The following is a 21602-nucleotide window of genomic DNA, read 5'->3' on the forward strand; positions in this document are numbered from 1 at the left end:
CTTGTCGGTTACCAATAAAAATACTGCATCAGAAACACCGAGTTACTGGCGTCGGTGCTGTCGTTGGTCATATAGAATTTACTGTCCAGCGCGGTGGCGAATTTGCCGCCGCCATACTCGTACCAGATACCGGCCTGCGCGTAAGAGGTGACGGTGTCCGGCGCATTGTCCAGCCGGTGGCGGGCGTAGCTGTAGGCGGTCGAGAAATACAGCCCTTGGGTGGCTTCAACCATAGCGCTCAGCATCAGGCCTGATTCCGAGCCCGGGTGGCTGCTGCTGTCCCCCTTACCGGTGTGGTGCCAGACGCGTCCGGCCAGGTTTTTGCCTTTCAGCCCCAGCAAGTACAGTTGCCCCATGCCGTCGGTGATTTCCAGGCCGTTCAATAACGTCAGTTCTTCCTGCAGATCGTATTGGGTGTAGCCGTTGACCATGGCGCGGTAGGTGTACTTGTCCGAGTAGCGGTCATATTTGCCAAAGTGCAGTAATGCCTTGCTCTCATCAATGCGGCTTTCCGGTGCGGCGGTGATGCTGTAGCGGAACTTCCCGGTCAGATTTTGCAGCTTGGCGGCATAGGAGAGATCCCGGGTGTTGGGGATCACATAACCGTATTCCGGGGTAAAGTCGGCCCACCATTGCAAATCATCCAGTGAGGAGTCATTGCGTACGCTGAGCATCATTTCGGTGCCGTCGTCGGTGCGATAGCCGCCGTAAAAACGGTTGATGCCGCCTTCAAAGCCACCCCAACTGTGGTCCGGTACCCAGGCATTACCCTGGTGGTCCGCCTGTACCGTCCAGCCCTCGCCGTAGATCAGGCCGAACCAGTGGCCGTGTTTGATTTCCAGCCCGCCCTCGATGTAGGTGCCGTCGCTGTATTTATGCTGATGCTCACCGTTGAGATAGACGCTGCCGCCGATGCCCAGCTCACCGTAAAAGCGCAGGGCGGTAGCCTCGGTGGTTGTTAACTCTGGCGGCGGGAGGACGTTATGTTCTGCGGGGACCACGGACTCCTGCGCCGTTAATTCCAGCGGTAAAATCAGCAGTAAAGCGGGTAAAAATTTATTATTAGCTCTTATTTTCATTTGGACACGCATCAGTTTGGGGGTATTGGACGGTCAACATGGCGAGATGCCTGTCAACGTGATCCATTAACGCCCTGTGGGTCGGCCCCTTTTCCCTGGGAGGAGATAAAAAACCGTCTTAAGCAAGACGGTAAAACGGCAGTTATATTAGTAAAATATTTAGTAAAAAATATCGCTAAATCAGTAAATCGTTAACTTGATCACAAAGGATGAAATCGGTATCTTCGCTAGTGGTATTGCGAACAGGCTGAACCGTCGCACAGGGCGCGATGGGGAAGTTTCTGGGGGGAGGGGTCAGCAGGGCGTATACCTTGCGGCGCTGTCCCGGTAAGCTAGCGTTTTTGTCTATCCATTGAGACTTTATGGCCACACTGAAGGAAATCGCAGAAGCTGCGAACGTGTCTGTTGCTACCGTTTCGCGAGTGCTGAATGACGACCCCACTCTGAGCGTGAAAGCGCAAACCCGGCAAAAAATTCTGGAAGCCGCGGAGCGTCTCGAATACAAAGTCCAGCCTTCAAAACGTCACAGCGGGCACCGGCTAACATTCGCCGCGCTGTTCACCTATAAGCAAGGCATCGAGATTAACGATCCTTACTATCTGGCGATGCGTTATGGCATTGAAACACAATGCGAAAAGCTGGGTATTTCGTTGGTGGCCTGCTACGACTTCAACGGTGAAAAACCGCTGCCTGCGGCGGACGGTCTGCTGGTTATCGGTCGGCCGCAACCTGTGCTGCACGAGCAACTGAGCCAACAAAAAGTGCCGGTGGTGTTCCTGGATGGCGTGGTTGAAGATCCGCAGTTCGACTGCGTTAATGTTGATTTGTACCAAATCAGTCAGAAGGTGATCGACTATTTCATCGGGCGCGGCTATTCACGCATTGGATTTATCGGCGGACGCGACGATCCGGCCTTTGCCGACCAACGCGAGCAGGCGTTTGTCGAGTATGGCCGGCTGAAAAACGTAGTACAGCCCCAGGATATTTACACCGGTGATTTCAGCAGCCAGGCGGGTTACCAGTGTGCGCGGCAAATGCTGGAGCGAGCTACCGATTATCCTCCGGCCCTGTTGGTGGCGACCGACTCTATCGCTATCGGCGTATTGCGCGCCCTGCATGAAAATGGGATCCAGGTTCCCGGGCAGATTGCGCTGATCAGTGTGAACGATATTCCCACTGCACGCTTTATTTTCCCTGCCTTATCAACGGTGCGTATTCCTTCAGAAACCATGGGCGCCCAGGCCGTCAACCTGTTGACGGAGCGCATTCGCGATGAGCGAACCGTCCCTTTATCGATCTTCGTCCCCAGCTCACTTCAGTTGCGCGACACTACCGTCGCCTGAAAAACACCCTGTGCCGCATGCCGTTGGCTGCTGCACAGGGACGCCCGCCAGAGTAAAAATTAACGTCATGATTAAAAAAGACATTTAATATTTATTGTGATCCCGTCGTCATTAGGTAAATATGATCTGTAGTTTTTACTAAATATTTACTATCGTTCTCCCATTGAAAGCTGTCGGGAGACGTGACGTGAATAATTGGGAAAACATAGAAAAGCAGTCGGAGAATCGCTTACCGCCGCGGGCGAGTTTCTTCAGCTATCGGGATGCCAGGCAGGCATTGAGTTTTGATCGCAACGCCAGTTTGGGCTTCCGGTTGCTGAGCGGGCGTTGGCAGTTCTGCTATTTCGATCATCCTGGGCGGGTACCGGAGGCGTTCTACCGCCAGCCGATGGCGGAATGGGGCGAAATCACCGTACCGGGCATGTGGCAGATGGAAGGGCACGGTCAACTGCAATATACCGATGAAGGCTATCCCTTCCCGATCGACGTGCCTTATGTTCCGACCAACAACCCGACCGGTGCCTACCAACGTCATTTCACCCTCGATGACGAATGGGCCGATCAGCAGGTCATCATCAAATTTGACGGCGTAGAAACCTATTTTGAGGTTTACCTCAACGGGCACTACGTCGGCTTCAGCAAAGGCAGTCGGTTGACCGCCGAGTTCGATCTCAGCGACTACCTGCAAACCGGGGACAACCTGCTGTCCGTGCGCGTGATGCAGTGGGCCGATTCGACCTATATCGAAGATCAGGACATGTGGTGGATGGCAGGCATCTTCCGTGATGTTTATCTGATCGGGCAGCAACGCACGCACATTCATGACCTCACTCTGGTCACCACCTTCGATGAGCAGTATTGCGATGCGCTTCTGGCGGCAGAGGTTGAACTGCGGAACCTGGGCCAGGGTGTGGCCAGTGGTTATCGGCTGCAGGCGCAGTTATTTGACGGTGAGGCCTGCGTCGCAGAACAGTGGGCGAATGAGCTCAGTGTTGGCCCGGATGCCACCTGCCGGTTTGAGATCCCGGTTAGCCAGCCGCAGCAGTGGAATGCGGAACACCCCTACCTGTATCAGCTGCTGCTCAGCCTGTACGACAATGCCGGCAATCTGTTGTCTGTGGTGCCGCAACGGGTCGGGTTCCGTGAAATCAGCGTGCGTGACGGCTTATTCCACATCAATGGGTGCTACCTGAAACTGCATGGTGTTAACCGCCACGACCACGATCACCGCAAAGGCCGGGCCGTTGATATGGCGCGGGTTGAGCGTGACATCGTGCTGATGAAACAGCACAACATTAACTCGGTGCGTACCGCCCATTACCCGAACGATCCGCGTTTTTACGAGCTGTGCGATATCTATGGCCTGTTTGTGATGGCGGAAACCGATCTGGAAAGCCACGGATTTGCCAACGTCGACGATATTAGCCGTATCACCGACGATCCTCGTTGGGAAAAGGCCTACGTCGAGCGCATTGAACGCCATGTGATGGCGCAGAAAAACCATCCCTCCATCATTATCTGGTCACTGGGCAATGAGTCCGGGTATGGCTGTAACATTCGTGCGATGGCCAAACGCTGCAAGGCGCTCGATGCCACCCGGCTGGTGCACTACGAAGAAGACCGGGATGCGGAAGTGGTCGACGTGATCAGCACCATGTATTCCCGTGTGGCCATGATGAATGCGTTTGGTGAATACCCTCACCCGAAGCCACGGATCCTGTGTGAATACGCCCACGCCATGGGCAACGGGCCAGGGGGATTGTTCGAATACCAGTCGGTGTTTAACCGCCATGCCAGTCTGCAAGGGCATTACATCTGGGAATGGTGCGATCACGGCTTGCTGAGTCATGACGAGCAGGGGCGTGAGCGCTATCAGTACGGCGGTGATTATGGTGATTACCCGAATAACTATAACTTCTGCATGGATGGGCTGATCTATCCGGATCAGCGTCCTGGCCCTGGCCTGCGTGAATACAAGCAGGTGCTGTGTCCGGTAGAGGTGAGCGGCGTCGGCGAGAGGCAGCCGGTGCTGCGGGTCAAAAACCGTTATTGGTTCAGTTCGCTGGCCGACATTACGCTCAAGGTCAGCATCAAGGCCGGTGGTCGGCAACTGGCCAGCTATGACGTCAAGCTGCCGCACCTGCAACCGGGCGAGTTTGAAGAGATCCATCTGCCGGAATTGGCGCTGAGCGCGCAAGAAACCTTCATTGACGTCGAGGTGTATAAAGACAGCTCCACCCGTTACAGCGCCAGCGGACAGCTGCTGGGGCAGTATCAGCATCTGCTGCAATCCGCCACGCCGTTACTCAGCCCGCCACCGATCGGCGAGCAGACTGTTGCGCTGCAATGCCACGACGAAAACCATCAAATGATCGTCAGCGGCGACAATTTTAGCCTGACCTTCTCGCGCCTGAGCGGCGAACTGCTGTCGTGGCAAGTATCGGGGGATGAAGTAGTGGGGCGTGCGCCGCATCTTTCCTTCTTCAAGCCGGTAATCGACAACCATAAGCAGGAGTATGAGGGGATCTGGCAGCCGAACCATCTGCAGATCATGCAGCACCATTTCCGCAGCCTGCAGTGGGAGCGACAGGGGGACGATGTGGTGATTGAAGTCCGCACACTGATTGCGCCACCGGTGTTTGATTTTGGTATGCGTTGCCGTTACCGCTGGCAGATATCTCCGCAGGGCCACGTCAGTCTGGATCTGTCTGGCGAGCCTTACGGCAATTTCCAGCAGGTGATCCCGAAGATTGGCCTGGATTTCGGCCTCAGCCGCCGTTTCGAACAGGTGGAATACTACGGCCGTGGGCCGGGGGAAAACTACCAGGACAGCTGTCAGGCCAACCTGATCGGCCATTATCAGCAGCGGGTGGGCGAGTTGTTTGAGCATTATCCGTTCCCGCAGGATAACGGCAATCGGCAAGAGGTGCGCTGGTTGAGTCTGCAGGACGGTAACGGCAAAGGGATCTTTATCCAGCCGCGGCGGCCGATCAATTTCAGCCTGTGGCCTTATAGCGCCGAGATGCTGCATCAGGCTCAACATATTAATGAACTGCGAGAAAGCGACTATCTGACGCTAAACCTCGACGATCAAATCCTGGGTCTGGGCTCCAACTCCTGGGGCTCGGAAGTGTTGGACTCCTATCGGGTTTATCTGTCGCCGTTCAGTTACGGCTTTACGCTGGTGCCTTTTAACCGGCAGGAAACTGAGGCTTCCACGCTGGCCGGATATCATTTCGCACCGGCCAATAATAACGCTCAGTCAGAAGAGGCGAACTTATGATTATTATCGAATCATTAGCGGAGTTTCAGCTTATTTACCGCGCCGGGAAAAAATGGCAACGCTGTATGGAGGCCATCAATAATATTAATCACATCGAGCCGAATGTCTTTTATTCGGTAGGAGATTCGCTGGTTTACCGGTTGGCCTCCGGCACGAGCCAACAGCATGACTGGCTGGAGGGGAATCGTCGCTATTTTGATGTTCACTATTATCTGGCCGGCCAGGAAACGATTGAGGTGGCCGACAAGTGCGAACTGACCTCGGTGGTGGCCTATCAGGACGAAACCGATCGCGAGTTTTTCAACGGGCAGGGCGAGTTACATCCTGTGGGCCAGGGCAAGGTGGTTATTTTTGAGAACCACCAGGCTTATCGATTTAAACAGAGTCACCAGGTAAAAAAAGTCATTTTAAAAGTGACGGTAGAAGACAGCTATTTCCTCAATAAATAGCGGAAATCTCTTATTAAAAAATAAGTCCTTTCGCTTTCAGGTTGCAGTTGGCAAGGCTGCAGCTTGAAAGACCCAGGGAAATAAACCGATTAAGTACCCTACAAAATTTCGGAGAGTGTCTATGGCTGTGTCGAATAGAAATACTATCGGCAAGTTCGGTTTGCTGGCGATGACGTTCGCGGCAGTGTTCAGCTTCAATAATGTGATCAATAATAATATTCAGCTTGGCATTGCCTCCGCCCCGGTTTTCCTGGTGGCGACCATTATCTATTTTATTCCTTTCTGTCTGATCATTGCCGAGTTCGTGTCACTGAACAAGAACTCTGAGGCTGGGGTGTACGCCTGGGTAAAAAGCGCCCTGGGCGGGCGTTGGGCGTTTATGACCGCCTATACCTATTGGTTTGTGAATCTGTTCTTTTTTACCGCGCTGCTGCCGAGGGTCATCGCTTACGCTTCTTACGCGTTCTTGGGCTATGACTACGTCTTTACGCCATTGACCACCGCGATCATTAGTATTTTCCTGTTTGCGTTCTCGACCTATATTTCCAACAGCGGTGCCAAGCTGTTGGGACCAATGACCTCGGTCACCTCTTCGTTGATGCTGTTGCTGACCTTCTCTTACATCATCCTGGCCGGTGCGGCGGTGATTGGCGGTATCGAACCGGCCAACCCGATCACGGTGGAAGCCATCACCCCCAACTTTAACTGGGCCTTCCTCGGTATCACCGCATGGATTTTCCAGGCGGCGGGCGGGGCCGAGTCGGTGGCGGTGTATGTCAATGACGTGAAGGGCGGCAGTCGCTCATTTGTGAAAGTGATCATTCTTTCCGGGCTGGTGATCGGCGTGCTGTATTCGGTTTCATCCTTACTGCTTAACGTGTTCGTTAGCCGTACCGATCTGCACTTTACCGGCGGTACGGTGCAGGTATTTGAAGGGCTGTCGGCGCACTTTGGCCTGCCGGCGGTGCTGATGAACCGTTTCGTCGGTCTGATTTCCTTTACCGCGATGTTTGGCTCATTGCTGATGTGGACCGCAGCGCCGGTAAAAATCTTCTTTACCGAGATCCCGAAAGGTATCTTTGGCGAGAAAACCATCCGCTTGAATAAGCATGGTGTGCCGACCCGCGCCGCCTGGTTGCAGTTCTTTATCGTGATCCCACTGATGCTGATCCCGACGTTGGGCTCTGACAGTGTGCAGGACCTGATGAACACGCTGATCAATATGACCGCCGCCGCATCCATGCTGCCGCCGCTGTTCATTATGCTGGCCTACCTGAATCTGCGTTTAAAGTACGACCGGGTGCAGCGTGATTTCAAGATGGGCTCCCGGTTGCAGGGGATCGCGATTGTCAGCACGCTGATCGTCATCTTTGCCGTGGGCTTTGTCGCTTCAACCTTCCCCACCGGGGCGAGCATTGTGACCATTGTGTTTTATAACGTCGGTGGCCTGGTGATCTTCCTCGGCTACGCCTGGTGGAAATACAACCGCTACTCCAAGAGTCTGGATGCTCAGGCCCGCTATGACGAGGACACGCCGTTGGCGAAAATTGTGCTTGAGTCGCAGGATGGCAAAAAGGCGCCGGCGGGCGATCTGAGCTGTACCGCTTTGTGATCCATCATTGATTAAACTGGCCCCTCGGCGTTGGCTGAGGGCATTAAAGGGCGGCCGGGTTCACAGGCCGCCATTTTTTTTCAAGACATATGTGAAAGCCGTCGCTTTAGGCAGCAACTTCGGTTCCCCCTTTTGTCGTCTAAATCGATAGAATTCTAACAACCCAACAAAAGTTAGGTTCTACATCAGAAAGTGCTATCCGTTTGTTTTATGAAGATTATTAAAAGAATAAAATGCTGCATTAGATCTAATGACTATTTTTGGCTGAGTTAACGCGTCATAACCACTTTTATAAGTTGATGGCTATCACATAATTACTCCTGAAACTCCGTTCATCCGTCTTACGATCGCCTTCCCAATTCCCCGCTAAAACTATAAATCGCACTTTACTGTTTTTCAGGCTCGTTATAAAACGAACTCATGTTTAAAAACAAACAAGTGTCCAATATGACCAGCAGAGAAAAACAGATATTGCATCTTCTGAGACGTGATCCTTTGATCCCACAGCAGGAAATTGCCGATGTTTTAGGTATTAGCCGCTCTGGTGTCGCCGGACACATAATGAATTTAATGAATAAGGGATATATAAAAGGCAAGGGTTATATATTGTCGGAGCACAGCTATGTGGTTACTGTCGGCTCAACCAATATGGACGTCTGTGGTTATGCCTCATCTAAATTAGTGTATGAGGATTCTAACCCGGGAAAAATAAAATGTACGCCCGGTGGCGTAGGCAGAAATATTGCGCAGAATGTCGCTTTATTAGGGCGGGAATGTCACCTTATTTCCGTTGTCGGCGACGACTTCTATGGTGAAACATTGTTGGAGCAGGCGAAGCTGGCGGGAGTGCATATCGGCAACTTCCATAAACTGCACGGCGAAAATACCTCAACCTATGTCTCTTTGCTCGATAACAGCGGTGAAATGCTGGTGGCTATTAACGACATGCGGATCCTCGAGAAACTCACGCCAGCCTTATTAGCCACCTCCAAAGATCTGATCCAGCATGCCGGCGTGTTGGTGGTTGATTGCAATCTCACCGAGGACGCGTTGGCCTGGTTATTTGGCCATTCTGGCAATGTACCGGTGTTTGTTGACACCGTATCGGCGTTTAAAGCGCCCAAAATTCGTCGTTGGCTCTCACACATTCATACGCTTAAGCCGAATCGGCTGGAGGCCGAAGTCCTCAGCGGCATGGCGATCCACGGGCCTCAGGACGCGCCGCCCGTTGCCCAATGGTTTCATCAGCAGGGGGTGCAACGATTAGCCCTCAGCATGGGGCCCGCCGGCGTTTATTACAGCGAGATTGACGGGCAACACGGCTGGTCGCGGCCACTGAGCGTCGACATCGTTAATGTCACCGGTGCCGGTGACGCCATGATGGCAGGCCTGGCCCACTGCTGGCTGGAGGACATGACGCTGGCAGACAGTATTCGTTTTGCTCAGGGCTGCTCGGCATTAACCCTCTCATCCGAATTGACTAATAACCCTAACCTGTCGAACGGCAGCGTTCAAAAACTGTTGGAGCTACAATCATGAAAAACAATGTTATTTCCCATGACTATCTGGATATTTCACCGGAAGTTGCCGAAGCTTTGGCCAACAAACGCCCGGTTGTGGCTCTGGAATCCACCATTATTTCCCACGGCATGCCGTACCCGCAAAACGCGCAGACCGCGCTGGAGGTTGAACAAAAAATCCGTGATAACGGCGCAGTACCGGCCACTATCGCCATTATCAATGGCCGCATGAAGGCGGGGCTGAGCCGTGAGGAAATCGAACTGTTGGGCAAAGAAGGCCACAAAGTGGCGAAAGTGAGCCGCCGGGATTTGCCCTTTATCGTCGCCGCCGGTCAACACGGCGCCACCACCGTAGCCTCAACCATGATCATTGCCGAGATGGCGGGTATCCACGTGTTTGCCACCGGTGGCATTGGCGGAGTGCATCGTGGTGCCGAGCACACCTTTGATATCTCTGCGGACCTGCAAGAATTGGCCAGAACCAACGTGGCGGTGATCTGCGCCGGGGCCAAGTCTATTTTAGATTTGGGGCTGACCACCGAATATCTTGAAACCCACGGGGTGCCGGTGATTGGCTACCAGACTCCAACGCTGCCGGCGTTCTTTTGCCGCACCAGCCCATTCACCGTCAGCATTCAGTTGGATGCCCCGGCGGAAATCGCCCGGGCAATGGCCACCAAATGGCAGGCGGGGCTGGAGGGCGGCATGGTGATCGCTAACCCGATCCCGGCGCAGTATGCGGTGCCGGAGGACAAAATTAATGCGGCCATTGAACGGGCGGTGCGCGAGTCGGTAGAACAGGGGGTTCAGGGTAAAGACAGCACGCCGTTCTTACTGGCCCGGGTGGCTGAACTGACCGGTGGCGATAGCCTGACGGCCAATATTCAGTTGGTGTTCAACAATGCCAAACTGGCGGCGCAGATCGCCTGTTGCTATCAGCAAGAGGCCGCCTGAGACGACAGTAGTTTCCTTAATTTTTACCCTGATAACCAACACTAAATAAAAATTCCAGCCTGGAAGGTGGAGGGGACAGCCTTGTCTCTTTCTCCTTTCAACGCTGGGTATAAAGGGATGGATTTATGGACTTACTCCGCAGCTTAATAGGTATCTGTATTCTTCTCCTTATTGCTTTTATTTTTTCAAATAACAGAAAGCGCATTAGCCTGAGAACCGTAGGTTGCGCTTTAATTCTACAGATTTTGCTCGGCGCGATTATGCTTTATGTACCGGCGGGGAAGTGGGTGATTAATGCCATTGCCGGCGGGGTCAATAAAGTGATTTCTTACAGCGATGCCGGTAGTTCATTTATTTTCGGTGGGCTGGTGGGGCCGAAAATGAATGTGCTGTTTGACGGTGCCGGGTTTGTTTTCGCTTTCCATGTTCTGCCTGCAATTATTTTTATTACCGCACTGATCTCAATTCTCTATTACCTCGGCGTGATGGGATGGGTGATCAATGTACTGGGTTATGTTTTCCAAAAGATGTTGCGGATCAGCAAGGTCGAGGCTTTTGCCGCAGTAACCACTATCTTCCTGGGGCAAAACGAACTGCCTGCGGTGCTTAAGCCTTTTATTAACAAGATGAGCCGCAATGAGCTGTTTACCGTGATTTGCAGCGGGATGGCATCAATCGCCGGATCGATGCTGGTCGGCTATGCCGGGCTGGGCGTGCCGATTGAGTATTTACTGGCGGCTTCGCTAATGGCGATCCCCGGCGGGATTTTGTTCGCACGCATGCTCAGCCCGGCCACCGAGGTTTCGCAGGTTGAATTCAGCCAGATGTCGTTTAGTGACAAACGTCCGGCAAGCATTATCGAAGCGGCGGCCAGCGGTGCCATGCTGGGCCTGAAAATTGCGGTGGGTGTCGCCACCGTGGTGATGGCATTTGTGGCGTTGATTGCGCTGATCAATGGCCTGATCGGCGGAGTGGGTAGCCTGCTGGGGTGGGAACAGCTGAGCCTGGAAAGGCTGTTCGGCTATTTGTTCGCGCCGTTGGCTTACATCATGGGGGTTAACTGGGACAACGCGGGCCTGGTAGGCGGGCTGATAGGCCAGAAGTTGGCGATCAACGAATTTGTCGCTTACGTGAATTTTTCAACTTACCTCAAAGATACCGTCGCAGTGCTGGATACAAAAACCATCGCGGTTATCTCCTTTGCACTGTGTGGGTTCGCCAATTTTGGATCGATCGCCGTAGTCGTGGGAGCATTCAGCGCGGTTGCGCCAGAGCGCGCTTCGGATATCGCCAGCCTGGGTCTGCGTGCCTTGTTGGCAGCGACGTTATCCAACCTGATGAGCGCCACTATCGCCGGGTTGTTTATTGGTCTTGGGGCGTTGACCGCATCATTATGATAATGGCCTGTTTGTTGGCTATTGGGGGATTATCTCACGCTATAAACTTGCGCATTAGATAAGTGGATACTAATGTGTATTCATGAATGAAAATGACATCTTTAAGGCGTTGGCGGATCCTACCCGCCGCACCATCTTCGAAAAACTGGCCGCGGGTAGCATGAATGCCAGTGCCCTGCGTGAAGGCATGCCCATCAGCCAATCGGCGATGTCCCAGCACCTGGCAGTGTTGCGTCAGGCTGGTCTGGTAAGCGAGGCGCGGCAGGGCCGTTTCGTCAATTATCAGGTTGACCCGCAGGGGCTGGCATTGATTGCCCGGTGGCTGGATAAGTACCGTGCCTTCTGGCCGGAGCGTATCGAGAAGCTGAATATTTTGCTAAAGGACATGGATCAATGAACCAGACCGATGCCAACCTGCCGCCGCTGGTGCTGGAATATTCACTTGATGCGCCACCCGAGAAAGTCTGGCGGGCGGTGGGTATCCCGGCATTGCGCGAACAATGGTTACCGAATGCCGTGCTGGCCGACGCCGAACCGGTTGTGGTGACGCCGGGAACGGAAATCAGCTACCGGATGCGTGATGACCAACCGCCGTTCCTCGAAAGCACCGTAACCCTGCAAATTCTGCCCAGCGCCGCTGGCGGTAGCCTGTTACGCATAATCCATCGGCTGGACGATGTGCGACTGACGGCGGCGAACGACAGTGGACGGCACCTGATGCGCGCCGCCTGACGCCTGACATTCTCTATTCCACACCTGAAAACAGGAGTTCACCCATGCGTGAATCGATGCTGCTCGTCCCTATGGTGGTTGAACAGACCAGTCAGGGAGAACGTTCTTTCGATATCTATTCGAGATTGCTGCGTGACCGTATCGTTTTCCTGAACGGGGAGGTTAACGATCAGGTGGCCGAAATACTCTGTGCGCAGTTGCTGTTTCTGGAGGCCGAAAACCCGGAGAAACCGATCCACCTCTACATCAACTCGCCGGGTGGGGTGATCACCAGCGGCTTTGCCATCTATGACACCATGAATTACATCCATGCGCCGGTGCACACCCTGTGTATGGGGACTGCGCGTTCGATGGGCTCCTTTCTGCTGATGGCCGGGGAAGCCGGCCACCGCATGGCGCTGCCCAATGCCAGCCTGCATGTGCATCAGCCATTGGGCGGTTTTCAGGGCCAGGCATCGGATATCCTGATCCACGCCGAAGAAATGAAACGCACCAAGCACAGCGTAATCACGCTTTATGCCAAACATTGTGGCCGCAGCTATGAAGAGGTCGAGCGTGCTCTCGACCGTGACCGTTTTATGAGTGCCGATGAGGCGGTGGAATGGGGGCTGGTGGACTCGGTGTTGCGGGGACGGTGAGGGTTAAATTAAAGCCGCGCGGTTGCGCGACTTTGGGGGATGGCGTCGAGTAATGATCACCACTCGGTAATTACGCCGTCCTGAACTGGGCGAGTGTAGGTAAAGTTCAATTGGCCGGCAGGTTTTTTACCGACGAGAGCATGATCTATGTGACCGTCATCCAGCTTGTCTTTTTTTAACTTCTCATACTCTTTTTGCGAAACTCGGATACCGAATTGACTAGTTCGCGTTTTCCTACCGGTTTCACTGTCTTTTACTGATATTGGGAAAGGTGTATGGCTTGGTGTTTGTGTTTCCACGATCAAATACCAGCTTTTACCACCTGAATTATCGTATGTGCGTTCTACTCCCGACTTCTCGCCCACCCGATCGATAATGGTCAGCGTCAGCGGTTGCATGATCAGATCATAGGTGTAGTCCAGTCCTGCCAAGGCCTCTAGCCAAAGAGGGGGAATAACCCGGTCATTGAGGTCTGCACGAGCGATGAGATTGCGCGCATAGCTAATATCGTTATCGACCTTTACTCGGTCCTGGCGGGAAAGCTTGAGATTACGCAGTTTCTGCGTTCTTTGGTCCATCGTGAAATATAAGCCATCACGCATACGTTCACGGTCATAAGCCTTGAAGGCTGTCTCGATTTTGATCTGCGTATCTGCGGCGTTTTTCGACAGCGCTAAGGTGGCTTCGGCTAATTTCCCTGTCAGGTCGGGCGCCCATTTGAGATAGGTTTGCAGCTGCGGATCTTTATCCATATTGCTGAGGATACTGTCCCATTTTTGCAGTAGTGGCCAACGGAGCATTAGCGTCCTCACTTGCGTGAGTAATGCCTGGTTTTGCTGATTCGCCACAGTAAGAATGTCCAACCTTTGTGGTGTGTTTTCTGCGGAGACAAGCGGAGCGGCTTGGCGGGACTGGAAATTGGACAAAAGGTTTTCCGCCTGCGCGATTATCTGGTCGGCGGGTACTTTTGCATAGATGAACGGCTCATGTTTCATTTTGCTGAGTTGGTCAGATAACGTCTGCGCTTGCGCCGCCATTTGGTTGCTTTGGCTGGTTTGGGTCGCTATGTTCTTTTCCAGCGCGGCAAGTTGGTGTTGGCCTATGTAAAGACTCAGCTTCCAGGCAAGGGCCAGTGCAACAAGGATGATAGCAAGTCCCGTCAGCCACTGCTTACTGGTCATGTACAGGAATGCAGCAGCGCGTTGGCCCAGGCTCATTTTGTTTGTCTGATAGCGCAGGCGCTGTGAAAACCAATTTTTAACTCCCTGCTCAATCAGTTTATCGTCGATGTCGGTTCCACTGGACTGATAGTAATCACGGATGCGTTGTGTAATTTTCTGGCGTAATTTGGGCAGATCCAAATGTTCGTCCAGTGCAATTCGCTGTGCATAGAGTGAGTCAATAATGGCCATGGCACCCAGTTGGTCGCTTAATTTAATCTCACTCATGGGCCATACTCCCGATGGTTGTGTTTAGGGCATAGATATCTTTCATCAGAAACTATCCGTAGTGCGGAACCCGCCACCGCCGGTTGAAGAGGAAGAACTGAAGCCACCACCGCTGCCGGAAGAGGAGGACGACGATGAAGATGAAGAACTATATCCGACGCCAGACGAATAGCTCCGTGCGGATGAATTTCCCCACGAACCGGACGAGGCTCTGGCAGTTGCCGATGGTGGCGGGAGTCGGTGGGTAATCATATCCAATTTATGCAATACCGCTTTCAGACTGATGGCACCGGAAAGGTAGTTTTCAAACAGTTCCTCCGGTTTATCTGACCATCCCCATTGGTACTCATAAATCGGATTGTCATATCCCTGCGCCGAAAATTGATTGTTCAATTCGATGGCGGCAGTGGCACGGCGCTGGGCTAATTGAGCCTCGATCTCTTGCTGTAGCAGGTTTTCTGCGATTGATTTCTCTTCAAGCTGCAGTTCTCTCAGCTCTTCCAACAGGCGATCGTCAGTCGGCGTCTCGGTTTTCGCCACCAGAATATCCAGCTTATCCAAAGGCAATAAGGCCATTTGCGCCGAGAGCTGTGTGGTTATCTGGCTGTAAGTCTCACCTTCGCCCTGAGCGTATTCCTGCAGCTTATTTTGCTGGTTGCGGATTTCTTGTTGTGTGGAACTCAGTATTTTTTCTAGCGCGTTGAGATTCAGATACAGCGTGGGCAGCTGTAGATTCTTTTCGACGTCTTGTACATATTGTTGATATTCATTGGTCTGTTGCTTGGTTTGATTTTGCAGCTCCAGCAGACGCCGGGTAGATTCCTTTTGCAGTGACAGGAGCATCCGGTAATTGGCTGCGTTGTTGGGATAGTGGCTAATTCGTGCCAGCCAGCTATCGAGATTGCGCGACAGCGGCCAGGCTGAATATCCCGGTTGCCCATAGCTTTTTCTCTCCAGGAACATGAAAATGCGTTGCTGATGGTACTCCCCCAGCTTGGTGGTCGTTTCAGCCATTAATTCCTTATGGCTGTTTTCATGTTGGCTGACATCCTGACTGCTTTTAACCATCAACTGCCTGGCTGCTACAGCATCAATATTTTGTTCTAGTTGCCGATCCCGTACATCTTCTTGCCGATTTATTTCTTCATGCAGCTGTTGCAACTGAGCATGTCGGTTCTCGATTTCTTTCTCGCTGAGCTGTAAGGCGTGCTGAGACTGGGCAATCTCTTGCTGAAGTTTATTCAATAATTTCTGCACGTTTGCCATTTCGCCAACGCGAGGAGATTCTTTCAGCAATACTGTGGCCATCTGGTGATAGAGGCTGGCGATTTGCTGTTTCAGCACCAGTTGCAGGTGGCGAGCATCTGCCTGATTGATTTCAATTCCAGATAGGGCCGCTCTGGCCCGGTCCGATAGGGCTGCCAGTTTTCGGCCAAGTTCGTAGGCGTGCATCAATAACTCCGTGTCAGACCCCCTAATCATCCTGGTTGGAACCAATAAGGGGATCCCTTGTAAATTTAGCGGGATGTTTCTGCCTTGGTAATGACTTCGGTAAAACGACGTTTCCCATCTTCAACGACGGAGGCTAGCTCATTGGCATTGTTTGTCGCTTCGGTACGCAATTCCTCAATCATCCGGTAGCTGGACTCTTGGAATGAGACGATGGCATTAACCAAAGAGCGTACAGAATCGGCCTTGATGGTAGTGCCATAGCCGGCCCTCAGACCAACTTCAAGCTGCTTGCTACCCTGTGTCGCGATATTGCTTAGGCCATCATTGATACCCGCTTTCATCGCCTCCAGCGTTTCGGTGCTTTCGGCCAACCCCTGTAGCGACGTCATGGAGGCTGACAGGGCGGTAAAGACAATTTCGTTAGTGCTGAAGAAGGTGACACTTTGGCGGTAGACCCGCTCTTTAATGGCGTTAGTCTGTTGCAAACGAGCAAAAACGGCTTCGGCAGCGTTGTAGGCGATCATTAGATTATCCGCCAGGTCTTTGACAATCTGATAACGTTCGTCTTCTTTCTGCATGGCCCTCAATGCTTCATCACGTGTCAGCTCCAACTGGGCTCGGGTGATGTTGTCATCACTCTGCGATTGCTCAGTGGCAGTTTGTGCCGTCTGCAATAACTGGCGGCTTTGTTGTAAATTATCCTGCGCTGCGGTCAGTAAAGTTTGAGCATCGACATAGGCCTGTTTCAGACCAAATCGAAAATCCTGATAGGCTTCCAAAATGGCTTTTTCACGGCTGATTTGTTCTTCTGACGCTCTGGCCACTTCTAAATAGGTCTGTTTGATATCGTTGAAACGGTCGGGGATAGATCCGCGGCGCAGAGTCATCCAACCCGATTTCATACGTTCAATAACGTCAAGCTTGCCGTCCTCCAGCCAACCGACCATCTGAGTGGCATCTTTACGGATTGAATCAAATGCAGAGACGACTTTTGCCTGCCGATTGGCTACGTCCATGTTGCTGATGTTATCGCGCACCACGGCGTTAAAAGCGCTTTGCTGCTGTAGAGTACGGCCAATGGCGATCACGCGGTTATTGTCCAGATCGGCGACTGCATCCAGTAAGGACAGGATCGGGGAATCAGTTTCAGGCGAAAGGATAATCCCCAGTTTTTGCAACTTCTGAATGGCTTTGGTGGTGTACGAAGCCAGCGCGTTATTCATGATTAATTCCTTATCGGGACATATCCTGCCATTGAAAGTAAACGCATTATAGCGCCAGCCGGGGCATCTGTAATTACTGGTCCCGTCGTCAGATGCTTTGCCGATACTCGCTGTAGATTTCAAACAATCAGAAAACAAAAAATCCACGCCTTGGCGTGGATTTTAGAGTTTGGAGCAGAAGGCGAGGTTTAGACGTTAAACAAGAAGTTCATCACGTCGCCGTCTTTGACGATGTAGTCTTTACCTTCTGAACGCATTTTGCCGGCTTCTTTAGCGCCTTGCTCACCCTTGTAGGTGATAAAGTCGTCAAAAGCGATGGTTTGTGCGCGGATAAAGCCTTTCTCGAAGTCGGTGTGGATCTTGCCGGCGGCCTGTGGGGCGGTCGCGCCAACCGGGATGGTCCAGGCGCGCACTTCTTTAACGCCAGCAGTGAAGTAGGTCTGCAGGTTCAGCAACTCGTAACCGGCGCGGATCACGCGGTTCAGGCCCGGCTCTTCCAGACCCAGTTCAGCCATAAACTCGGCGCGGTCTTCGTCTTCCAGTTCGGCGATATCGGATTCAACCGCAGCACACACGGCAACCACTACCGAGCCTTCGGTCGCAGCGATTTCACGCACTTTGTCCAGGTATGGGTTGTTCTCATAGCCGTCTTCGTTGACGTTGGCGATGTACATGGTTGGCTTCAGCGTCAGGAAGCTCAGGTAGCGGATCGCTGCACGGTCTTCATCAGTCAGATCCAGCGCACGCAGCATGCCGGCGTTTTCCAACTGCGGCAGGCATTTTTCCAGTGCGGCCAGTTCGGCTTTTGCGTCTTTGTCGCCGCCTTTGGCTTTCTTCTGTACGCGGTGGATTGCGCGTTCGCAGGTGTCCAGATCCGACAGGGCCAGCTCGGTATTGATGACGTCGATGTCGTCAGCCGGGTCAACCTTGTTGTTCACGTGGATGATGTTGTCGTTTTCGAAGCAGCGCACCACGTGGCCGATAGCTTCGGTTTCACGGATGTTGGTCAGGAACTGGTTGCCCAGGCCTTCGCCTTTGGACGCGCCTTTCACCAGGCCGGCGATGTCGACGAATTCCATGGTGGTTGGCAGGATGCGCTGAGGTTTAACGATCTCGGCCAACTGGTCCAGACGCGAATCGGGCATCGGCACCACACCGGTATTAGGTTCAATGGTGCAGAACGGGAAGTTGGCTGCTTCGATACCCGCTTTGGTCAACGCGTTGAACAGGGTGGATTTGCCTACGTTAGGCAAGCCGACGATACCGCATTTGAATCCCATGTTGTTATCACCTTAAATATCTTAACTATCAGCCGGTTAGGTTTAACCCACTGCATAAAGGACGAAATAATGGCGCCATTATACACGTAATGGCCGTTTTTCTCGATCTGGCTGTGTGCTGGGGGGCAAATGCGCTGGGAATGCCGGTTTTTGATTGAGATTTGGATCACATTTACACATACTGACACTTCTGATTAACCTACAGGAAACGCGCCGGATGCACTTCTTGCCCAGTCCACCCTGAGTTGCCCCCCTCCTGAGGTTCGCCGCGCCATGCGGTTCCGGTTCCCGTGCTGCGGGAATGTGTTTTATCTGTCAGAAGTGAATAATCCATGTTTAACCTGAACAACTTCAGGCTGTCGGCCGTCAAGAACGAGGTGCTGGCGGGCTTTGTGGTGGCGGTCTCCATGATCCCCGAAGCGGTCGGCTTTTCGCTGGTCGCCGGACTTTCCCCGATCGTCGGGCTGCATACCGCCTTTATTATCGGCCTGGTAACCGCACTGTTTGGCGGCAAACCGGGTATGGTGTCGGGCGCGGCCGGTTCGATCGTGGTGGTGCTGATGAGCCTGGCGGCGCAGCACGGTATGGGATACGTACTGTGGGCAACGATTTTCGCCGGGGTGATCCAAATCCTGATCGGCGTTTTCCGGCTGGGCAAGTTTATTCGTCTGGTACCGTTGCCAGCCATTCACGGTTTCGTCAACGGCCTGGCTATTGTCATTATGCTGGCGCAATTGCATATGATTGCCGGGCAGGGGCTGCTGATGTACGCACTGGTGGCGTTGGCGATCCTGGTGGTAGTGCTGTTCCCACGGTTGACCCGGGTGATCCCGGCTTCGTTAGCGGCATTGATTGTGGTTTCCGCCCTGGCGATTGGCTTTAACCTGCATACCTTGCGGGTCGGCGATTTGGCGGATATCTCCGGCGCTTTGCCGCATTTCAGCCTGCCGATGGCGCCGTTCAATCTGGAAATGCTGAAAGTAGTACTGCCGTATGCCCTGGTGATTGCTCTGGTGGGGCTGATTGAATCGCTGCTGACCATGACGGTGCTCGACGAAATGGGCGGTAAGAAGGGTAACGGTAACCGCGAGAGCATCGCTCAGGGCGCGGGCAACACTATTTGCGGTCTGTTTGGCTGTTTTGCCGGTTGCGCGATGATTGGTCAGTCGATCATCAACTTCACTTCGGGCGGGCGCGGGCGTATTTCTGGCGTTGTCGGTGCGATACTGCTGATCCTGTTTGTGGTCAGTCTGTCGGGCTATATCGGCCTGCTGCCGGTAGCGGCACTGGCTGGGGTGATGCTGGTGGTGTGTTACAACACCTTTGAATGGAGTTCGCTGCGCCGCTTACGTCGGATGCCGAAGGCGGATGCGCTGGTGATGCTGCTGGTCACCCTGATCACTATCTTTACCGATCTGGCGATGGCGGTGATCAGCGGGGTGATTATCTCGGCGCTGGTGTTTGCCTGGCAGCAGGCGCGTATTCGTGTGCGTCAGCATCGGGTGGAGGGCGAAGTTGCGGTGTACCAACTGGACGGTCCGCTGTTCTTTGGTTCCACCGCGGCCTTTGCCGAACTGTTCGAACCGAAAAACGATCCGCAAAACGTGGTGCTGGATTTCGCCGGTACCCGGGTGATGGATTCCAGTGGGGTAGAAGCGATTGATAAGCTGACGGCGCGCTATCTGGCGGCAGGGAAAACCATTCGGTTGCGCCACCTGAGCGGCGACTGCGTGCGTTTGTTAAAGCAGGCCGGCCCGTTTTGCAGCCATGAACTGGACGATCCGCAATATTACGTGGCGGAAGAAGGCTATCAGACCGACGATGCCAACGTCGGTGAGGAAACCTTCAAGCTGCGAACGTGACTGCTCCCCGCCGTAAACGGCGAGGCTTCCCACTTCTCAGGCCGCAACCGTCGATATGACGGATTTATGCTGGCCTCCATGGGCAGAAACGACGAGTCCCGCCGCCTGTAATTCCGTTATGCCCTTGCGCTGGATGTTGATGGCTGCGTTAATATCGCGGTCATGTTCAACACCACAGGCCGGGCATGGCCAGATACGTTTATTCAGCGGCATTTCCGCCATTTTATAACCGCAACAATGACAGGTTTTAGAGCTGGCAAACCATTGATCAATTTTCACCAGGTGTTTGCCGGCCTGTTCTGCTTTGTATTCCAGTTTCATCACGAACCCAGACCACGACGCATCAGCAATGTGCCGCGCCAGCCGGTGATTTTTCATCATGTTTGCTGCTTTCAGTGTCTCAACAATGACCGCTTGGTTTTCGTCAACCAGTGTACGAGACAATTTATGCTGGAAGTCAGCGCGGGCATTCGCCACATGCTCGTGACATTTCGCCAACCGTAAGCGCGCTTTTGCCCGGTTTACACTACCTTTTATCTTTCGTGACAGCGCTTTTTGTTTACGCCGCAGATTACGGCTGGCGCGTACCAGAGGCCGTGGGTTGGCTATTTTTTTGCCGTTCGACTGGATCAGGTAATGGGTCAGACCCAAATCACAACCGGTTACGTGGGTTATCAGTGCGGGTTTGGCTGGCGCGGCCAGCCCATCGTCACAGAGTATTGAAGCGTAATATTTTCCTGACGCACCACGACTGACGGTGATACTGGACACTTTACCGATAATATCGCGATGAATAACCGCTTTCATCGGTGTCATTTTTGGCAACTGGATCGCGTCGGTTAATACTTTGCCGTTGGGGTGATAGCTGGATTGTTTGCCCTGCTTGTGCTTAAAGGTGGGGAAGCGAGCACGTTGCCTGAAAAAGTGTCCAAAAGCGGTATCAAGATTAATCACCGCCTGCTGCAACGCCAGTGAATCATAGTCTTTCAGCCAATGGTAACGACGGGATCTTTTTCCTACCGCCAGTAACGGTTTCAGGTCACGCTTAATACTGACCGATACGCCGTGTCTCTGGTACCTATGACGGCTGATATGCAGAGCTTTGTTGTACGCAAAACGCACCGCGCCGAACTGAGCATTCAAGAATGCCTCCTGTTCGGTCGTCGGGTACAGGCGTACTTTAGTGGCTCTTTTCATCATGGACGCTCACCGATAATCAGCTTGTACTGTATGACCTTAGGAAGCCTTTGACCAGAAAATGTGCATCACTATAAGTTGACCGGTTATCTTCGCCGTTGCCATTGGGGCAGCAAATGAGTTGTCCATTTTT

At 53.1% G+C, this 21602-nt stretch carries 17 protein-coding genes; 11 read left to right on the forward strand and 6 right to left on the reverse strand.

Annotated features, from left to right (window positions below; all coding sequences use genetic code 11):
* Positions 1-8 precede the first annotated feature (8 nt).
* Positions 9-1079 (reverse strand): protein YgjJ, encoded by a 1071-nt coding sequence (ygjJ, locus tag NHG65_RS10255; RefSeq protein ID WP_499183267.1) that lies wholly within the window; start codon positions 1077-1079, stop codon positions 9-11.
* Between the two features lie 362 nt (positions 1080-1441).
* On the opposite strand from ygjJ, the gene ebgR reads away from it, so the two are divergent.
* The 10 genes from ebgR to NHG65_RS10305 all read left to right on the forward strand — a co-directional run bounded on the left by ebgR (position 1442) and on the right by NHG65_RS10305 (position 13007).
* Positions 1442-2422 (forward strand): transcriptional regulator EbgR, encoded by a 981-nt coding sequence (ebgR, locus tag NHG65_RS10260; protein WP_261415853.1) that lies wholly within the window; start codon positions 1442-1444, stop codon positions 2420-2422.
* 187 nt (positions 2423-2609) lie between these two features.
* Positions 2610-5705, forward strand: coding sequence for a beta-galactosidase subunit alpha (ebgA, locus tag NHG65_RS10265; RefSeq protein WP_499183268.1), 3096 nt, complete (start codon positions 2610-2612; stop codon positions 5703-5705).
* Positions 5702-6154 (forward strand): beta-galactosidase subunit beta, encoded by a 453-nt coding sequence (locus NHG65_RS10270; RefSeq protein WP_207977786.1) that lies wholly within the window; start codon positions 5702-5704, stop codon positions 6152-6154. Before ebgA ends, NHG65_RS10270 begins: the two co-directional genes overlap by 4 nt.
* A gap of 121 nt (positions 6155-6275) precedes the next feature.
* Positions 6276-7766: an amino acid permease gene (locus NHG65_RS10275; protein WP_219015959.1), complete on the forward strand. Its 1491-nt coding sequence runs from the start codon at positions 6276-6278 to the stop codon at positions 7764-7766.
* 420 nt (positions 7767-8186) lie between these two features.
* Positions 8187-9305 carry a PfkB family carbohydrate kinase gene (locus NHG65_RS10280; protein ID WP_499183269.1) on the forward strand — a complete coding sequence of 373 codons (1119 nt, stop codon included), beginning with the start codon at positions 8187-8189 and terminating at the stop codon, positions 9303-9305.
* Positions 9302-10240 carry a pseudouridine-5'-phosphate glycosidase gene (locus NHG65_RS10285; RefSeq protein WP_207977788.1) on the forward strand — a complete coding sequence of 313 codons (939 nt, stop codon included), beginning with the start codon at positions 9302-9304 and terminating at the stop codon, positions 10238-10240. Before NHG65_RS10280 ends, NHG65_RS10285 begins: the two co-directional genes overlap by 4 nt.
* A gap of 125 nt (positions 10241-10365) precedes the next feature.
* Positions 10366-11637: a NupC/NupG family nucleoside CNT transporter gene (locus NHG65_RS10290; RefSeq protein WP_207977790.1), complete on the forward strand. Its 1272-nt coding sequence runs from the start codon at positions 10366-10368 to the stop codon at positions 11635-11637.
* Between the two features lie 82 nt (positions 11638-11719).
* Positions 11720-12034 carry an ArsR/SmtB family transcription factor gene (locus tag NHG65_RS10295; protein WP_207977792.1) on the forward strand — a complete coding sequence of 105 codons (315 nt, stop codon included), beginning with the start codon at positions 11720-11722 and terminating at the stop codon, positions 12032-12034.
* Positions 12031-12369 (forward strand): SRPBCC family protein, encoded by a 339-nt coding sequence (locus NHG65_RS10300; protein ID WP_207977794.1) that lies wholly within the window; start codon positions 12031-12033, stop codon positions 12367-12369. Before NHG65_RS10295 ends, NHG65_RS10300 begins: the two co-directional genes overlap by 4 nt.
* Before the next feature lie 44 nt (positions 12370-12413).
* Complete coding sequence (locus tag NHG65_RS10305) at positions 12414-13007, forward strand: ATP-dependent Clp protease proteolytic subunit (protein WP_261426836.1); 594 nt, start codon at positions 12414-12416, stop codon at positions 13005-13007.
* Positions 13008-13063: 56 nt separating this feature from the next.
* Here NHG65_RS10305 and NHG65_RS10310 read toward each other — a convergent pair whose 3' ends face one another.
* The 4 genes from NHG65_RS10310 to ychF all read right to left on the reverse strand — a co-directional run bounded on the left by NHG65_RS10310 (position 13064) and on the right by ychF (position 18410).
* Positions 13064-14455: a DUF6384 family protein gene (locus tag NHG65_RS10310; protein ID WP_499183270.1), complete on the reverse strand. Its 1392-nt coding sequence runs from the start codon at positions 14453-14455 to the stop codon at positions 13064-13066.
* 45 nt (positions 14456-14500) lie between these two features.
* Entirely contained in the window at positions 14501-15907 is a 1407-nt protein-coding gene (locus NHG65_RS10315; protein WP_283603038.1) for a coiled-coil domain-containing protein, read from the reverse strand.
* 65 nt (positions 15908-15972) lie between these two features.
* Entirely contained in the window at positions 15973-17130 is a 1158-nt protein-coding gene (locus NHG65_RS10320) for a merozoite surface protein 3b (RefSeq protein WP_283603039.1), read from the reverse strand.
* A gap of 188 nt (positions 17131-17318) precedes the next feature.
* A complete protein-coding gene (gene ychF, locus NHG65_RS10325) occupies positions 17319-18410 on the reverse strand; it encodes a redox-regulated ATPase YchF (protein WP_085116305.1) in 1092 nt (363 codons plus the stop codon).
* A 332-nt stretch (positions 18411-18742) separates the two neighbouring features.
* On the opposite strand from ychF, the gene NHG65_RS10330 reads away from it, so the two are divergent.
* The gene (locus NHG65_RS10330; protein WP_499183271.1) at positions 18743-20272 is read left to right on the forward strand and encodes a SulP family inorganic anion transporter; all 1530 of its coding nucleotides are present in this window, start codon (positions 18743-18745) and stop codon (positions 20270-20272) included.
* A gap of 36 nt (positions 20273-20308) precedes the next feature.
* Here the strand turns inward: NHG65_RS10330 and NHG65_RS10335 are convergent, their stop codons facing one another.
* On the reverse strand, positions 20309-21469 hold the full coding sequence (locus NHG65_RS10335; RefSeq protein ID WP_499183473.1) for an RNA-guided endonuclease InsQ/TnpB family protein: 1161 nt from the start codon (positions 21467-21469) through the stop codon (positions 20309-20311).
* Positions 21470-21602 lie beyond the last annotated feature (133 nt).

Origin of the sequence: Serratia myotis, from assembly GCF_027474885.1 — a bacterium.
GTDB lineage: Bacteria > Pseudomonadota > Gammaproteobacteria > Enterobacterales > Enterobacteriaceae > Serratia > Serratia proteamaculans.

Excerpts from the sequence above, each read along its gene's own strand:
- ygjJ (WP_499183267.1), bottom strand. The coding sequence starts at position 1,079 with ATGAAAATAAGAGCTAATAATAAATTTTTACCCGCTTTACTGCTGATT.
- ebgR (WP_261415853.1), top strand. The coding sequence starts at position 1,442 with ATGGCCACACTGAAGGAAATCGCAGAAGCTGCGAACGTGTCTGTTGCT.
- NHG65_RS10270 (WP_207977786.1), top strand. The coding sequence starts at position 5,702 with ATGATTATTATCGAATCATTAGCGGAGTTTCAGCTTATTTACCGCGCC.
- NHG65_RS10275 (WP_219015959.1), top strand. The coding sequence starts at position 6,276 with ATGGCTGTGTCGAATAGAAATACTATCGGCAAGTTCGGTTTGCTGGCG.
- NHG65_RS10280 (WP_499183269.1), top strand. The coding sequence starts at position 8,187 with ATGTTTAAAAACAAACAAGTGTCCAATATGACCAGCAGAGAAAAACAG.
- NHG65_RS10285 (WP_207977788.1), top strand. The coding sequence starts at position 9,302 with ATGAAAAACAATGTTATTTCCCATGACTATCTGGATATTTCACCGGAA.
- NHG65_RS10290 (WP_207977790.1), top strand. The coding sequence starts at position 10,366 with ATGGACTTACTCCGCAGCTTAATAGGTATCTGTATTCTTCTCCTTATT.
- NHG65_RS10295 (WP_207977792.1), top strand. The coding sequence starts at position 11,720 with ATGAATGAAAATGACATCTTTAAGGCGTTGGCGGATCCTACCCGCCGC.
- NHG65_RS10300 (WP_207977794.1), top strand. The coding sequence starts at position 12,031 with ATGAACCAGACCGATGCCAACCTGCCGCCGCTGGTGCTGGAATATTCA.
- NHG65_RS10305 (WP_261426836.1), top strand. The coding sequence starts at position 12,414 with ATGCGTGAATCGATGCTGCTCGTCCCTATGGTGGTTGAACAGACCAGT.
- NHG65_RS10310 (WP_499183270.1), bottom strand. The coding sequence starts at position 14,455 with ATGAGTGAGATTAAATTAAGCGACCAACTGGGTGCCATGGCCATTATT.
- NHG65_RS10315 (WP_283603038.1), bottom strand. The coding sequence starts at position 15,907 with ATGCACGCCTACGAACTTGGCCGAAAACTGGCAGCCCTATCGGACCGG.
- NHG65_RS10320 (WP_283603039.1), bottom strand. The coding sequence starts at position 17,130 with ATGAATAACGCGCTGGCTTCGTACACCACCAAAGCCATTCAGAAGTTG.
- ychF (WP_085116305.1), bottom strand. The coding sequence starts at position 18,410 with ATGGGATTCAAATGCGGTATCGTCGGCTTGCCTAACGTAGGCAAATCC.
- NHG65_RS10330 (WP_499183271.1), top strand. The coding sequence starts at position 18,743 with ATGTTTAACCTGAACAACTTCAGGCTGTCGGCCGTCAAGAACGAGGTG.
- NHG65_RS10335 (WP_499183473.1), bottom strand. The coding sequence starts at position 21,469 with ATGAAAAGAGCCACTAAAGTACGCCTGTACCCGACGACCGAACAGGAG.